The sequence below is a fragment of the Pseudomonas alcaligenes genome (assembly GCF_041729615.1).
Taxonomy (GTDB): Bacteria; Pseudomonadota; Gammaproteobacteria; order Pseudomonadales; family Pseudomonadaceae; genus Aquipseudomonas; species Aquipseudomonas alcaligenes_B.
This window is the reverse complement of sequence record NZ_CP154874.1, coordinates 716,795-729,882: the sequence shown is the minus strand read 5'-3', so window position 1 is coordinate 729,882 and position 13,088 is coordinate 716,795. Positions and strand designations below refer to the sequence as shown.

The following is a 13,088-nucleotide window of genomic DNA, read 5'->3' as shown; positions in this document are numbered from 1 at the left end:
GGAGAGACACGCATGACCGATCCGGGCAAGGCCGGCGACCTGCTGGTGCAGATTCCCAAGGGCGAGGGCAAGGGCCTGCCGCCGGTGCATCTGTGGAACCCGGATTTCTGCGGCGACATCGACATGCGCATCGCCCGTGACGGCACCTGGTACTACCTGGGCACGCCGATCGGGCGCAAGCCGATGGTCAAGCTGTTCTCCACCATCATCCGCCGCGATGACGACAAGTACTTCCTGGTCACCCCGGTGGAGAAGGTCGGCATCGTCGTAGACGACGCGCCCTTCGTGGCCGTGACCCTGCAGGCGGAAGGCGAGGGTGAAGGGCAGTTGCTGCGTTTCACCACCAATGTCGACGAAGAGGTGGAGGCCGGCGCCGAGCACCCGCTGCGAGTCGAGATAGACCCCGCGACTCAGGAGCCGTCGCCCTACCTGCATGTGCGGCGCAACCTGGAGGCGCTGGTGCACCGCAACGTGTTTTACCAGCTGGTCGACCTGGCTGTGGAGCGGCAGATCGACGGACAGACCTGGCTGGGCGTCTGGAGCGGCGGCGAATTCTTCCCCATCGGGTTGCAGCCGGAATAGCTCCGCGCTTTCGCGCGTATCGCCAGAAGCCCTCGGTCGCCATACCGGGGGCTTTTTGCTGCAGGCCTACTGCGGCAGCCTGGCGATCACCTTGATCTCGAAGTCGAAGCCGGACAGCCAGGTCACGCCGAGAGCGGTCACCGTCGGGTAGGGCGCTTCGCCCCAGAACTCGGCCGCTACTTCCCAGATGGTCTCGAATTTGGAGTCGGGATCGACCATGAAGATGGTCGTGTCGACCACATCATCGAAGCTGCTGCCGGCCTCGGCCAGGATCGCGTTGAGGTTGGCAAAGGCCAGGCGTACCCGGGCCGCGAGGTCCGGTTCGGCCGAGCCATCCTTGCGGCTGCCGACCTGGCCGGAGACGAACAGGAAGCCATTGGAGCGAATCGCCGGCGAATAGCGGTGCAGCTCGTACAGGGCATGGCGGTCGGGCGGGAAAATCACATCACGGGTTGTCATCGGTCTCTCTCCATCGGTGGTTATCGATGGAGCGACTCTAGGCGCGTGCGCCAACCCGATAAACGCGCAACACTGTCCATCACTGTTTGTAGAATCCAAACAATCGGGAGTCGCGATGGACCGTTTCGATGCGATGCAGGCCTTCGCCCGCGTGGTGGAAACCGGCAGCTTCACCAAGGCCGCCGACACCCTGCACATGAGCAAGACTAGCGTCACCCAACTGGTACAGCAGCTTGAGGCAAGGCTGCGCGTGCGCCTGCTCAACCGCACCACGCGCAGAGTCAATGTCACCGCCGACGGCGCCGCCTACTACGAGCGGGTGATCCGCCTGCTGGCCGACATGGACGACGCCGAGACCAGCCTGTCCGCCGCCGCCAGCGCGCCGCGCGGCCGCCTGCGGGTGGACGTGCCCAGCCCCTTCGCCAGCCTGATCCTGATCCCGGCGCTGCCGGCCTTTCACGAGCGCTACCCGGAGATCCAGCTCGACCTGGGCGTCAGCGACCGCCATGTCGACCTGGTCGGCGACAACGTGGACTGCGTGGTCCGCGGCGGCGCCATCACCGACCAGTCGCTGGTGGCCCGGCATGTGGGCGACCTGCGCATCGGCGTGTACGCGGCGCCCGGCTACCTGGCACGCGCCGGCGTGCCCGCTCACCCGAGCGAACTGGCGGGGCAGCAGATCGTCAGCTTCCTCGGCGCCCGCACTCGTCAGGCGTTCTCCGGCATCATGCGGCGCGGCGACGAGCGCATCGCCCTGCAGGGCCGCCAGGCGCTGGCGGTGGACGACGGCAACGCCTACCTCGCCGCCGGCCTGGCCGGTCTGGGCATCCTCTGGCTACCGGAATACATGGCCAAGGCCCACCGGGCGAGCGGGGCGCTGCTGCCGCTGTTCGAGGACTGGCAACTGGAGCCGATGCCGCTCTACCTGGCCTACCCGCCCAACCGGCATGTCAGCGCCAAGCTGCGGGTTTTCATCGATTGGGTGGTGGAGCTGGCGGCAGAGCATGCGCCGCGAATTGGCTTGAGCGAGGCGCAGGGCGTGTAGCCGAGGGCCTACCCGCCGAGCGATGCATCGGCCGGCGCCCAAATCATGTTGCCTTGGCACGGAGTGGTATTCCGGTCGGCGTGGGTCGATGTTCCACCTGAGGTCAGGGGCAGCTTACGGCCAAAAGCGGACCTCCAACGTTAAGCTATTGGGGGCTCAAGCCCCTTCTAGGCTATAAGTCCGTGATTCACTGCATTCTCTAGCAGGGCGATAAAGTATCAGGCGATAGCAGAGCAGACAGATCACCCAATCGAACAGCAGGGTCCACAGATTGTGGGATAGAAAATGAGCACCCTGCATCATTCGACCCACCGAGAATACTGTTCCTAGAGCTAACGCCCCGACTAACGCTGCACCAGCGAGTCGCGGGTTCCTATCCCGTAATGCAAAGAAGAATGCAAGTAAGGAAAAGCCTGCCGATGCATGCCCTCCTGGCCAGCAGCGACCGGGTTCGGCAGTCGGAGCTCTTTTGCCGAGGAGGGGCGTGAAGACCTCATGGCCGCCAAACTCACTGAGACTCCAGGGGCACTGCACACCGGTCAGTGTTTTCAACGGACTTACAATACTGGTGGACAGTCCTAGAGCCAGAACGAGGTAGCCTAGTTGTTGTCGCCGGCTACGCAAGCGCGTGGGCAGCAGGCTTAGGATAAAGCCAGTTATTGCGAGTACGCCTAGCAGTATTACCGCTTGTTTCGCACGATCATGCAGTATGTCCTCAAGCCAAAAGCTGTGCTTTCCAATGAAACCTTCACCTGGCGTATAAAATAAACGAGCCAGGGCGAAGTCCAGCGGAGCTGGGTCGACTAATAAAAGAAGCCCCATCAGCGCTATTGGAATAGTGAGAGCAAGAGTGAAGTTGAACGGTCGCGATATCATGGATGCACTCTAATGCGGAGCCACCTCTAGTGGCACCGAGATGACTGGGTTGGCGGCTAGCGCTTGCTGAGATTTGTGGCTTCGGCAGGTTGCGCACGCCAGGCAATCAGATGCTTGGCAAACGCATGGCTGGCTCCCTGGTAGTACGCAATGTTCCGACTTAGCAACTGATCTTGTTTGTCTACTTCTTGCTCGCGACTTAGGCCCAGCGCGTCGCTATGCTTCCGCATTCCCTGGCGCGGACTCAAGATGGCCAGGTCCCGTCCATCGAATAGCCCCAGATGTTGATAGTTACCAAGTAGGGCGCGACCTGGCCGAGTCTCGTCGGCAAGTACGTTGCGCCCGTAGAAAGTCGACACATAGTCGATATTGAGTAGGCCTAGCAGAGTTGGGGCAATATCAACCTGGCTTGCCAGCGTTGACACCTCTCTGGGAGTAAGCAGCCCCGGTGCCAGAATAAATAGCGGGATGTGATAGTTAGCTACAGGCAGATCCTCCTTACCTGCACTTCCAGCCGTGTGATCAGCCACGAAGATGATCACGCTATTGTTGAACCAGGGTTTTTGGCGTGCCTGCGCAAGGAACTGGCCGATTGCATAGTCGGTGTACTTGACTGCGCCCTCGCGCCCCTCTCCAGAAGGAATGTCGATACGACCATCGGGATAGGTGTAAGGCCTGTGGTTAGATGTCGTCATCAGCTGTAAGAAGAATGGCTTGTTAGCAGCATAATCTTGGTCCGCAACCTTCAATGCCTGTATATAGAGGTCTTCATCGGCCATGCCCCAGGCATTCTGAAATTGCATGTCCTCCTCAGCCACACTGCTCTGGTCGACAATGCGATAACCATTACCGCCAAAGAAAGCATTCATGTTGTCGAAGTAGCCGCGACCTCCGTAGAGGAAAACGCTGTCGTAGCCCTTGGCCTGAAGTTGTTGCCCAAGGCTGGCATAGCCGGATTCGCGACCAATACGCTTGACGATTGAGCGTCCCGGGGTCGGCGGGATAGATAGGGTAATGGCTTCTAGCCCGCGATCAGTCCGAGTGCCGGTGGCATAGAAGTTATTGAAGAACAAGCTATTGCTGCGAAGCTGGTCAAGATTAGGCGTCAGATGGCGCGGATCACCAAAGCTCCCCAAGTACTTAGCGCTTAAGCTTTCAATAGTCACCAGGATGACATTGCGCCGCTGTTCCTGGCCTGGATTGTCGATGACACGACGAATATCGAGCGGATCCTCACCGACGAACCGAGCATTCGCTTCGCTAATCTCTTCACGCAGCAATTGGCCTGCACGCTCATCCGGTAAGGTCGAATAGAAACGTCGGTAGTCCAGCTCATTGTTGCGAAACGCGGCAAAAAACTGAAAGGGACCGTTACTAGCGAGCTCTCGCTGGTAAACATTGCCCCCCATGCCAAGCGGATAATCTTGGCCAATGACCAGGCTGACGCTGCAAGATGCCAGAGCAAGGGAGCCAAAGAATAATAGGGCTTTAGATTTTGGCTGTGGCTCCGCATTAAACACTGCAGACAGTGGTCGCTTGAGCGCTACGGTGACACCGATCGCCAGAGCGGCCAGCAGTGCAAGTAGCGGATAGATTGGGTAGGACTCAAGAATATTGTTGATCACTTCCTCGGAGTAGACCAGATAGTCCACCGCAATGAAGTTGAAACGTACGCCAAACTCGTCCCAGAACAGCCATTCGGCCACTGCAGTGAACAACATGGCAAACAGGCTGATGCTGGTGAGTGCACAGAGAACGGCTCTGTGGGTCAAGCTTCGCCAGAAGCGATTCGGGCAGAGCAGCAGATAGAGAGCCAGAGGCAATGCCGCATAAAGCAGGAAGCTCAGGTCATAGACCAAGCCGATGGCGTATAGGCGCAGAAAATCCAAGGCACCTGCATCTGCATCAGCCAAATGGGACAATAGCAGTACGGTGCGTGTAATGAAGAACACCAAAAGCCAGCTCCCCAAGAGCAGACTCAGATATCTCGGTTGTGCGTATCGAAGCTGTGGCATCGTATGATCCTGCTGGAGTAAACGAGCCGCAGTCTGCTGGTGTGAGCGTGAGAAGCACGTCAACGGGATGTGAAAAAAGCGTCAATTCATGTGTAGAGATATCGCCTATGCGCGTTCTGGTGATCGAAGACAATCGGGACATTCTTGCCAATGTGCTGGATTACCTTGAGCTCAAGGGGTACACCGTAGATTGCGCTCAAGACGGGTTGAGTGGATTGCATCTGGCCACTAGCCAACCCTTCGACCTTATCGTGCTGGATATCATGCTGCCTGGCATTGATGGGCTCCAGCTTTGCCGGCGCTTGCGAGAAGAGGCGCGAAGTGACATCCCCATCCTCATGCTGACTGCCCGGGATGCTCTGGATGATCGTCTGCATGGTTTGCGTGCCGGGGCCGACGATTATCTGATCAAACCTTTTGCACTTTCCGAGCTAGTGGCTCGTATAGAAGCCATCCTCCGTCGCGCGCATGGCAAACGTAAGCGCCTGCTGCAAGTCGCTGACCTAGTCTATGACCTCGACACCCTGAGCATCACCCGGGCGGGAAAGCCACTGAAGCTCAACCCGCTTGGTATGAAGCTGCTTGAAGTACTGATGCAGAGAAGTCCTGCAGTAGTGCGTAGGGAGTCATTAGAAGAGGCGCTCTGGGGCGATAATTGTCCAGACAGCGATAGCTTGCGCAGCCACATCCACCAGTTGCGTCAGGTGATCGATAAGCCATTTTCCGTAGCTCTGCTACATACCCAGCATGGAGTGGGCTATCGATTGGCGGAGGATACTAATGCGCACTAGGCAGCCACTGCTGCGCCGTATAGTTGCGGCCTTCGTACTGATGACGACATTGGTTAGCGGCGTATTCGCTCTGGGTATAGTCGCCATTGTGCATTTGATAGAAGAGCATCTGGTCTCTGAAGAGATGCACCGCGAGCTTCAGGAGGTCCTGCAGAACGATCTGGGTAATGGTCATTCGCCTCGTCTGGACTCCAGCACACGCTTCTATGCATCCAGCATCGCTGGGTACGCGCTTCCAAATGAATACGCCAACTTATCAACTGGTTTCTCTGAGATCGTCGATGGTGACCAGGCTTTCTATGCCTATACGCAGATCATCAACGGCGAACGCTACTTGCTTGTGCAGGAGCAACATGAGTTCGAGGCCCGCGAGAAAGCCCTGTTCAGTGTGGTGCTGGCCGGCTTTCTACTTTCGGTAGTGGGGGCCTGGGGCCTGGGGTTGTTGATGGCAAAGAGGGTCATGACCCCTGTCAGCAGGCTGGCTCAGCAAGTGCGCCATCGCGAACAATTGCATCCACTGGCCCCACCGCTGGCCCCGGAGTATGCCGACGACGAGGTTGGACAGCTGGCCGCAGCATTCGACAGCACGCTGGGCCAATTGCGCCAATCGCTCGAGCGGGAGAGGCTTTTCACCAGTGACGTAAGCCACGAACTGCGTACGCCCTTGATGGTCATCGCTAGCTCTTGCGAGCTACTTGAACAAGCCCCTCTCGAACCCCGTCAGCGTGAGCAGCTCGCTCGAATCAATCGAGCCAGTGAGGACATGCGGGACCTGGTCCAGACCTTTCTGCAGCTGGCCAGAAGCAATGACACTGTGTTTGCTGCCAGTTGCAGCCTTCAGCAAATTGCGGACGAGCAGGTCAGGCACTGGGAACCGCTAATGCACGAAAAGGGCTTGATCTTTGAGTTTCAAAGTGAGGGGCTGGATTCGGGGGCCTACAATCCGACCCTACTCCGCACCGTGCTGGCCAATCTGCTGCGTAATGCTTGGCATTACACGGAGACTGGGTATGTCCGGCTGGTCGTCGAGTCTGGCGCATTCCGCGTAGAGGACAGTGGGGCGGGCATTCCCGAGGATCAGCATGAGCAAATTTTTCGACCATTCGTCCGCGGTGAGCAGTCGCGAGGTGAGGGATTGGGGCTTGGGCTCTCTTTGGTTAAGCGAATCTGCTCACACCAAGGTTGGACTATCAGTGTTAAGGAGCTGCCCCCCAGTGGGAGTTGCTTTAGGGTGGTGTTGCAGAATCGAGCTTGACGCTTTTTTCACATTCTTTTGACGGGGCCATCATGGCCCCGTTTCTATCGTGGCGGGCATTCCCCAGGAGGATGCCAGGCCATGTCGAAAAACACCCCCATCGAGCTCGAATTTTCCCGCAAATACGATCACCAGCACTCCGTTGAATATCTGAACAAGCATCAGGATGGGCTGGCTCGACGCATATCACATTGGCGTGACCTGCAGGTAGCTCGGCAGGCATTGAGACTCGCGGGTGAGCCCAATCTGTTGTTAGACCTGCCCTGTGGCGCAGGGCGCTTCTGGCCAATGCTGGCGCAGAATAAGAATCGAGTCATTCTGGCCGCAGATAACTCGGCAGATATGTTGGCCACAGCCCGAGCCGGGCAGCCCTCCGAAATAGTGGCGCGCATCAAGACGTTCCAAACCTCTGCATTCGACATTGATCTTGGAGCTAACGCAGTCGATTGCATCTTCTGCATTCGGCTTCTCCATCACATCGAAGCAGCAGAACACCGTTTGGCCATCCTGCGAGAGTTTCACCGGGTCACGCGCGACAGTGTGATCATCTCCCTTTGGGTAGACGGAAATTACAAGTCCTGGCGGCGTCAGCGCCTTGAACGTCGCCGGGCCGCGAAGGGGCTGGAAGGAAAGAACCAAAATCGTTTTGTGGTCAGGCGCGAGGAGATCGAAGCAGAGTTCAAAGAGGCAGGGTTCAGAGTCATTGGCCATCGTGACTTCCTCCCGGGCTATGCCATGTGGCGTACCTACGTTCTGCGCAAGCTGGAGGATTAGTCGATGGGCATTCTGATCAGCCATTCGCTACCAGCCCCGCAGAGCACCGAGTTCGATCGCTGGTGGCATAGCCAAGGTGTGTGGGTAGAGCCCGCAAACAAGAGGCGTGGGGGGAAAGCGGTGTGCTGCTGTTGCAATCTCGTGATCCCAGGCGTCCGCAGCTCTATTGCAAACGCCAGGCTGGACATACCTATCGAACACTATTGCACCCCTTAGGGCAGCCCACTGTATTACGCGAGATAAAGGCATACAGGGCTTTTGCGCATCTGGGTATTCGTGTGCCGAAACTGGTGTACGGGGCTGCTCGCAAGCATGCAGGGCAATGGCAGGCGCTTTTGGTCACGGAGGCCTTGCCTGGCTTTATTAGCCTAGAGCAATGGTACGACGCTGATAAACCTGACCAGTCATTGCGGGGGTTGGTTATGAACCAAGTTGCCTCGATGCTCGCATCCCTGCACAGAGCAGGCTGGCAGCACGGCTGCTGCTACCCGAAGCATATCTTCGTCAAAATCGTGCCACGCAATACCGAGCCTCCCTTTGTTGAAACAGCAATCCTTGACCTAGAGAAGAGTCGGCGACGTCTCCGAGGCAAGGATGCTGCGCGCCATGACCTGAGCCAGTTATGGCGCCACCGCGGGCCAATCCCGGAGCCTGATTGCATTCACTTGCTACAGGAGCACGGCCGGCTTCTGGCTAAGTCTTGCCATGAAGCGGGTTCTGCCAAATGAATGATCTGGAAGCTGCCGAACTAGATGCACGCTCGCTCAAGGGACAGAAAGGGTTGACCCGTGTCGTGCGGGCTCTGGGTTATTCGATTGCAGGCCTGCTTGCGGCCTTTCGAGGCGAGGCGGCGTTTCGCCAGCTATTGCTGCTCAATACGCTGCTCATCCCTGTGGCAATAGCTCTGGATATCAGCAGTGTCGAGCGAGCGATGCTGGTTTGTGTGCTCCTGCTTGCACTGATTGTGGAGCTGATCAATTCCGCAATAGAGGCGACAGTAGATCGGGTATCCCTGGAGGTACACCCACTTTCTAAACGGGCCAAGGACATGGGAAGCGCTGCCCAGCTCATTGCCCTGATAACTATCGGAGCTGTTTGGTGCACTATCCTGGCATGATCCAGTAGGTTCCTAATGGTGTCTAGGAGCAATTAGCTCATGCTCAGGCGAGACTCTTGTCCCCCCGCGTGGGGTGGGTTAAGTGCCCCCTTAAAACAGGCATCTCACCATTCTTGGTTTCAGCGGATGTCTGCTTCTGGCCGCTAGCGGCCCCCACCACCTGGCCGCGATTCTTCCTTCAGTTCAGTACAGATCGGTGCGCCTGGTTGGCTTCACCGCCTGGATGAAGCTATAGCCCAGGCCGATATCGGTGATCACGCGGGTCAGCATGGCGGGGATGGCGATCAGCGCGTGGATCAGCATGGCCAGCGCCGCATAGGTACCGAACTCGGCGGTGCGCAGCGCCAGCGGCAGTGGATCGCGGCGGCTCTCCAGCAGCGCCTGGCGCAGGGCGGGCAGGTCGGCCCAGTGGTCGCTGTCGATCTTCTCGCGCATGGCCAGCAGGTACAGGTTGCGGCTGCGGCAGCCGCGGCGGAAGGCGCGCCACATGCGTTTCGGCTGCAGGACCAGACCGGTGGATAGGGCGATCAGGTTCATGGTGCCGAGCAGCGGCGAGTTGAGCATCGAGCCGGTGCCCAGTTCCCAGGCGCTGACTTCGCCCTCGCCGATGCGCCCGGTGCTGTAGCCGGTCACGATGTGGTGCAGGTCGTGGTACTTCAGGTAGATGTGCCGCGTCTCGATGTTCGGCAGCGGCACCAGCAGGCAGCCGGTGTAGACCGGCACCGTGCAGGCCTGGCGGTCGGCGGTGTCGCTGAAGCCGCAGCGGCGGTAGAAGGCGGCGAGTTCTTCTTTGAGGGTCATGGGTTCCATCCTTGGAACGGTTGTCAGCGTGGGTAGAGCGGTGGCAGCGGGCTGGTTTCCTGCGGGTTGGCCGCGGCCTCCAGCGGCGGCAGGTTGCGGATCGCCTTCCACAGGCTCTCGCCTTGCCACTGATTGCCGGTTTCGCTGTACAGCGCGCCATTCAGGCCGTCGAGGGCCTCGGACAGCGGCACGAAGCGCGCGGCCATGTCGGCCAGGGTTTCCGGCTGCTGGCGGGCCCAGGCATCCAGGGCCTGGCGGGTGGCGTGCGGGTCGTTGGCCAGGCAGGCGCGCTTGAGGTCGTCGAGCAGGGTGCGCGGGCTGGGGCCGCTCTGCGCCGTCGGCAGGATGGCCGGCTGGCGCCGGGCCCGCCACCACAAGCCGAAGCCCAGCAGGGTGGTCAGGCTGAGCAGGGCGCAGGCCAGCTGCCAGGGCCACAGCAGGGGGGCGTCGGCGGCGCCGGCCGTGCTCGCGGTGACCGCTGGGGCGTCGACTTCCAGCTCGGGGTTGCTCGCCACTTCCAGGGTGCGTGCCGGCAGGCTGGCGGTTTCCAGGCGATCCGCGTCGGTGTTCCACCACAGTACCCGCACTTCCGGCAGGGTCAGGCGCCCGCTCTGGCTCGGCACCAGTGCCTCGCTCTCCTCGCGGCTGCCGATCAGGCCGCGGTCGCTGCTCTCGTTGCGCAGCTGCGGCTGGTCCGGGTAGCGGCGCAGGCCGGGGCTGTCCTGCTGTGGCAGGGGCGGCAGCTGGGCGCTGGACAGACCCTCGGCGCGCAGCATGATGTTGCGCGTCAGCGAGTCGCCGACGCTGGGCTGGTCCGGCTCCGGGTTCCAGGCCTCGCTCAGGCTCAGCGCCCGCGCCGGCAGCCAGGGTGCGTCGGCCGGCCAGGCGGCCGGCCGGGCCCGGACCTGCAGGGGGATTTCCGGCGAACGCACGCGGGTCAGGCGTCCCGGGCGCGGGCCGAAGGGGTTGTAGTCGCGGTCGCGCAGCGCCGGGGTGGCGCTGAACACCTGGGCGGGGATCAGCAGCTCGCCGCTCTCCTGCGGGAAGATGGCGTAGCGCAGCTCGATCACCCCGTGGCGCACGCCGTTGACGTCGGTCTCGAAGGTGCGCGGGTCGCCCAGCTGCTCGACGCGGGCGTTGGGGATGCTCAGCGGCGTCAGGCTGCTGTCGTCGTACAGCGACACCGAGTGGTAGATGCGCAGGGTCAGCACCACCTGGGCCTGCACGTAGACGCTCTCGCGGTCCAGGCTGGCGTCGATGAAGATGGGCGCCAGCTTGCCATCGGCCGCCGTGCCGGCGCCGCCCTTGACCACCTGCAGGGTGATCGGCTGGCTCTCGGCGTCGCCCAGCCGCAGCGGCGGCACCACCACGTAGCCGCTCTGCCGCGGCAGCAGGGTGACGATCCAGCGGGTGCTGGCGCGGGTCTTGCCGTCGAAGGTGGCCAGGCGGTTCTCCTGGCGCGTGCTGACCACCTCGAACTGCTGCTTGAGCGGCTCCAGGTCGGGCATGCCGAAGACCGTGACGTCGTCCGACTCGAGGAACAGGTCGAAGGTCTCGCCCTCGTTCAGGCGTGCCCGGTCCACCGTGGCGGACAGGTTGGCGGCCAGCGCCGGCAGGCTGGCGAGGCAGAGGAGGAGGGCGCAAAGCAGGCGTTTCATCGGGACTGTTCCTGGCGCTGCTGTTGTTCGTAGAGGAATTTGCGCCGCAGCAGTTCGCCCGGGTCGTCGGGGATCTGCCGCAGCCATTGTTCCAGCGCGTCGCGCTGCTCGCCGCCGAGCGCCTCGGCGCCGCCGCTCGGGTTGTCGGCGGGCTTGCCCTGGCCGTCGCCGGCCTGCTGCTGGGGCTGCTCCGGCTGCGTCTGCGGCTGCGGGGCCGGTGGCTCGGCCGAAGGTGGCTGCGCGGGCTGTGGTTGGCCGGCGCCGGGCTGCGGCTGGCCGCCCTGCGCATTCTGCTCGGCCTCGTCCTGTTGCGGGTCGTCCTGGTTCTGCTGCTGCGTCTGTTGCTGCTTCTGCTGGCGCAGCAGCTGCTCGACTTGTGCCCTGTTCTGTTGCGCGGGCGCGAGCCCCGGGTCGCGTTCCAGGGCCTGGTCGTAGGCGTCCAGCGCGGCCTCCAGTTCGTTGCCCTTGGCCAGGGCGTTGCCACGGTTGTAGTGGGCGATGGCGCTGTCGGCACGGGCGAAGCGCTCGGCGGCGCCGGCATAGTCGCCGGCGCGGTACAGCGCCTCGCCCTGCCATTGCGGGTCCTGAAAGCGTGCGGCGGCCTCCCTGGGCTTGTCCGCCTGCAGCAGGCGCTGGCCCTGCTGGTCCGGGCGCAGCCACAGGTCGTCCCAGCCGAGGGCGTAGCTCGGCTGCGGGACCAGCGACAGCAGTAGCGGCAGGCAGAACAGCCAGCCACGGCGCCCGGCGCAGGCGGCGATCAGCAGCAGCGGCAGCAGCAGCCAGTGGCCCTGGTCGGCCCAGGCCTGCAGGCGGGTCGGCTCGGCGCCCTCGCGCAGGGCCTGGGGCCCGCCGAGCAGGTCGAGGCCCTGCAGGTCGGCGTCGTCCAGGCGCGCCTTGCGGTACAGGCCGCCCAGCTCGTCGGCGAAGCGGCGCAAGCCGGTGCCATCCAGGCGCGGCACCAGGATGGCACCGGCGGCGTCCTTGAGGAAGCTGCCGTCCTCGCCGCGAATCGGTGCGCCCTGGGCGCTGCCGATGCCGAGGATGGCCAGGCGCTCGCCACGGTTGCCGAGGGCCTGGCGGATGCCGCCGCGCTCCTCCTCGCTCAGTTCGCTGCCGATCAGCAGCAGCCGGCCGCGGCCCTGGGCGCCCTGGTCGAGCAGGGCCAGGGCCCTGGTCACTGCCAGGTCGGCGCGCCGCCCCGGCTCCGGCATGATCGACGGCTTGACCGCCTCCAGCAGGTTGCGCGCGGCGGCCAGGTCGTCAGACAGCGGCACCAGGGTATGGGCGCTGCCGGCATAGACGATGATCGCCGTCTGCGCATCGCTGCGCGCTTGCAGCAGGTCGAGCAACTTGCGCTTGGCCTGCTCCAGGCGGTTGGGTGCGGCGTCGGTGGCGAGCATCGCCGGGGTCAGTTCGAGCAGGACCACCAGCGGGTCGGCGCGCTTCTGGCTGGCCTGTTCCAGACGCTGCCAGCTCGGCCCGAGCAGGGCCAGCAGGGCCAGCAGCCAGGCCAGGCCGAGGGCGATCCACGGCAGCTTGTTGTTGCGCGCGCGGCCGCCGGACAGCAGCACGGCCTGGAAGGCGGCCGGCAGCAGCGCCTGCCAGCGCCCGCTGCGGCGCTGGCGATGCCACAGCTGCCAGAGCAGCCAGCCGAGCAGCGGCAGCAGGAGCAGCCACCAGGGGCGCAGCCAGTGCGGCCAGAGCATCTCCATCAG

The 13,088-nt window shown here is 62.2% G+C and carries 13 protein-coding genes; 7 read left to right on the top strand and 6 right to left on the bottom strand.

Translation table 11 applies throughout. The annotated features are described in order from the left end of the window. The first annotated feature begins 12 nt into the window (after positions 1–12). Positions 13–582 (top strand): DUF1285 domain-containing protein, encoded by a 570-nt coding sequence (locus AAG092_RS03475; RefSeq protein ID WP_373388563.1) that lies wholly within the window; start codon positions 13–15, stop codon positions 580–582. Positions 583–648: 66 nt separating this feature from the next. On the opposite strand, the gene AAG092_RS03470 is transcribed toward AAG092_RS03475, so the two are convergent. Continuing rightward, entirely contained in the window at positions 649–1,041 is a 393-nt protein-coding gene (locus tag AAG092_RS03470; protein ID WP_373388562.1) for a RidA family protein, read from the bottom strand. 115 nt (positions 1,042–1,156) lie between these two features. Here AAG092_RS03470 and AAG092_RS03465 point away from each other — a divergent pair, with 115 nt between their 5' ends. Then, positions 1,157–2,086: a LysR substrate-binding domain-containing protein gene (locus AAG092_RS03465; RefSeq protein WP_373388561.1), complete on the top strand. Its 930-nt coding sequence runs from the start codon at positions 1,157–1,159 to the stop codon at positions 2,084–2,086. 156 nt (positions 2,087–2,242) lie between these two features. Here the strand turns inward: AAG092_RS03465 and AAG092_RS03460 are convergent, their stop codons facing one another. Together AAG092_RS03460 and AAG092_RS03455 are read right to left on the bottom strand one after the other, a co-directional pair. Continuing rightward, positions 2,243–2,962 carry a phosphatase PAP2 family protein gene (locus AAG092_RS03460; protein ID WP_373388560.1) on the bottom strand — a complete coding sequence of 240 codons (720 nt, stop codon included), beginning with the start codon at positions 2,960–2,962 and terminating at the stop codon, positions 2,243–2,245. 56 nt (positions 2,963–3,018) lie between these two features. After that, a complete protein-coding gene (locus tag AAG092_RS03455) occupies positions 3,019–4,977 on the bottom strand; it encodes an LTA synthase family protein (RefSeq protein ID WP_373388559.1) in 1,959 nt (652 codons plus the stop codon). A 107-nt stretch (positions 4,978–5,084) separates the two neighbouring features. Here AAG092_RS03455 and AAG092_RS03450 point away from each other — a divergent pair, with 107 nt between their 5' ends. The 5 genes from AAG092_RS03450 to AAG092_RS03430 all read left to right on the top strand — a co-directional run bounded on the left by AAG092_RS03450 (position 5,085) and on the right by AAG092_RS03430 (position 8,914). Further along, positions 5,085–5,768 (top strand): response regulator transcription factor, encoded by a 684-nt coding sequence (locus AAG092_RS03450; protein WP_373388558.1) that lies wholly within the window; start codon positions 5,085–5,087, stop codon positions 5,766–5,768. Then, complete coding sequence (locus tag AAG092_RS03445) at positions 5,758–7,023, top strand: sensor histidine kinase (RefSeq protein WP_373388557.1); 1,266 nt, start codon at positions 5,758–5,760, stop codon at positions 7,021–7,023. The genes AAG092_RS03450 and AAG092_RS03445 overlap by 11 nt, the downstream gene beginning before the upstream one ends. A gap of 81 nt (positions 7,024–7,104) precedes the next feature. After that, the gene (locus AAG092_RS03440; protein WP_373388556.1) at positions 7,105–7,797 is read left to right on the top strand and encodes a class I SAM-dependent methyltransferase; all 693 of its coding nucleotides are present in this window, start codon (positions 7,105–7,107) and stop codon (positions 7,795–7,797) included. Between the two features lie 122 nt (positions 7,798–7,919). Further along, positions 7,920–8,525 carry a lipopolysaccharide kinase InaA family protein gene (locus AAG092_RS03435; protein WP_373388555.1) on the top strand — a complete coding sequence of 202 codons (606 nt, stop codon included), beginning with the start codon at positions 7,920–7,922 and terminating at the stop codon, positions 8,523–8,525. Next, complete coding sequence (locus AAG092_RS03430; protein ID WP_373388554.1) at positions 8,522–8,914, top strand: diacylglycerol kinase; 393 nt, start codon at positions 8,522–8,524, stop codon at positions 8,912–8,914. The genes AAG092_RS03435 and AAG092_RS03430 overlap by 4 nt, the downstream gene beginning before the upstream one ends. Before the next feature lie 183 nt (positions 8,915–9,097). Here the strand turns inward: AAG092_RS03430 and AAG092_RS03425 are convergent, their stop codons facing one another. The 3 genes from AAG092_RS03425 to AAG092_RS03415 are packed head-to-tail and all read right to left on the bottom strand — an operon-like array spanning position 9,098 to position 13,085. Beyond that, positions 9,098–9,715, bottom strand: coding sequence for a hypothetical protein (locus AAG092_RS03425; protein WP_373388553.1), 618 nt, complete (start codon positions 9,713–9,715; stop codon positions 9,098–9,100). A 23-nt stretch (positions 9,716–9,738) separates the two neighbouring features. Then, positions 9,739–11,373 (bottom strand): BatD family protein, encoded by a 1,635-nt coding sequence (locus AAG092_RS03420; RefSeq protein WP_373388552.1) that lies wholly within the window; start codon positions 11,371–11,373, stop codon positions 9,739–9,741. Then, positions 11,370–13,085, bottom strand: coding sequence for a VWA domain-containing protein (locus tag AAG092_RS03415; RefSeq protein WP_373388551.1), 1,716 nt, complete (start codon positions 13,083–13,085; stop codon positions 11,370–11,372). Before AAG092_RS03415 ends, AAG092_RS03420 begins: the two co-directional genes overlap by 4 nt. Positions 13,086–13,088: the final 3 nt, after the last annotated feature.

Excerpts from the sequence above, each read along its gene's own strand:
- AAG092_RS03440 (WP_373388556.1), top strand. The coding sequence starts at position 7,105 with ATGTCGAAAAACACCCCCATCGAGCTCGAATTTTCCCGCAAATACGAT.
- AAG092_RS03415 (WP_373388551.1), bottom strand. The coding sequence starts at position 13,085 with ATGGAGATGCTCTGGCCGCACTGGCTGCGCCCCTGGTGGCTGCTCCTG.
- AAG092_RS03455 (WP_373388559.1), bottom strand. The coding sequence starts at position 4,977 with ATGCCACAGCTTCGATACGCACAACCGAGATATCTGAGTCTGCTCTTG.
- AAG092_RS03475 (WP_373388563.1), top strand. The coding sequence starts at position 13 with ATGACCGATCCGGGCAAGGCCGGCGACCTGCTGGTGCAGATTCCCAAG.
- AAG092_RS03425 (WP_373388553.1), bottom strand. The coding sequence starts at position 9,715 with ATGACCCTCAAAGAAGAACTCGCCGCCTTCTACCGCCGCTGCGGCTTC.
- AAG092_RS03420 (WP_373388552.1), bottom strand. The coding sequence starts at position 11,373 with ATGAAACGCCTGCTTTGCGCCCTCCTCCTCTGCCTCGCCAGCCTGCCG.
- AAG092_RS03450 (WP_373388558.1), top strand. The coding sequence starts at position 5,085 with ATGCGCGTTCTGGTGATCGAAGACAATCGGGACATTCTTGCCAATGTG.
- AAG092_RS03445 (WP_373388557.1), top strand. The coding sequence starts at position 5,758 with ATGCGCACTAGGCAGCCACTGCTGCGCCGTATAGTTGCGGCCTTCGTA.
- AAG092_RS03430 (WP_373388554.1), top strand. The coding sequence starts at position 8,522 with ATGAATGATCTGGAAGCTGCCGAACTAGATGCACGCTCGCTCAAGGGA.
- AAG092_RS03465 (WP_373388561.1), top strand. The coding sequence starts at position 1,157 with ATGGACCGTTTCGATGCGATGCAGGCCTTCGCCCGCGTGGTGGAAACC.
- AAG092_RS03470 (WP_373388562.1), bottom strand. The coding sequence starts at position 1,041 with ATGACAACCCGTGATGTGATTTTCCCGCCCGACCGCCATGCCCTGTAC.
- AAG092_RS03460 (WP_373388560.1), bottom strand. The coding sequence starts at position 2,962 with ATGATATCGCGACCGTTCAACTTCACTCTTGCTCTCACTATTCCAATA.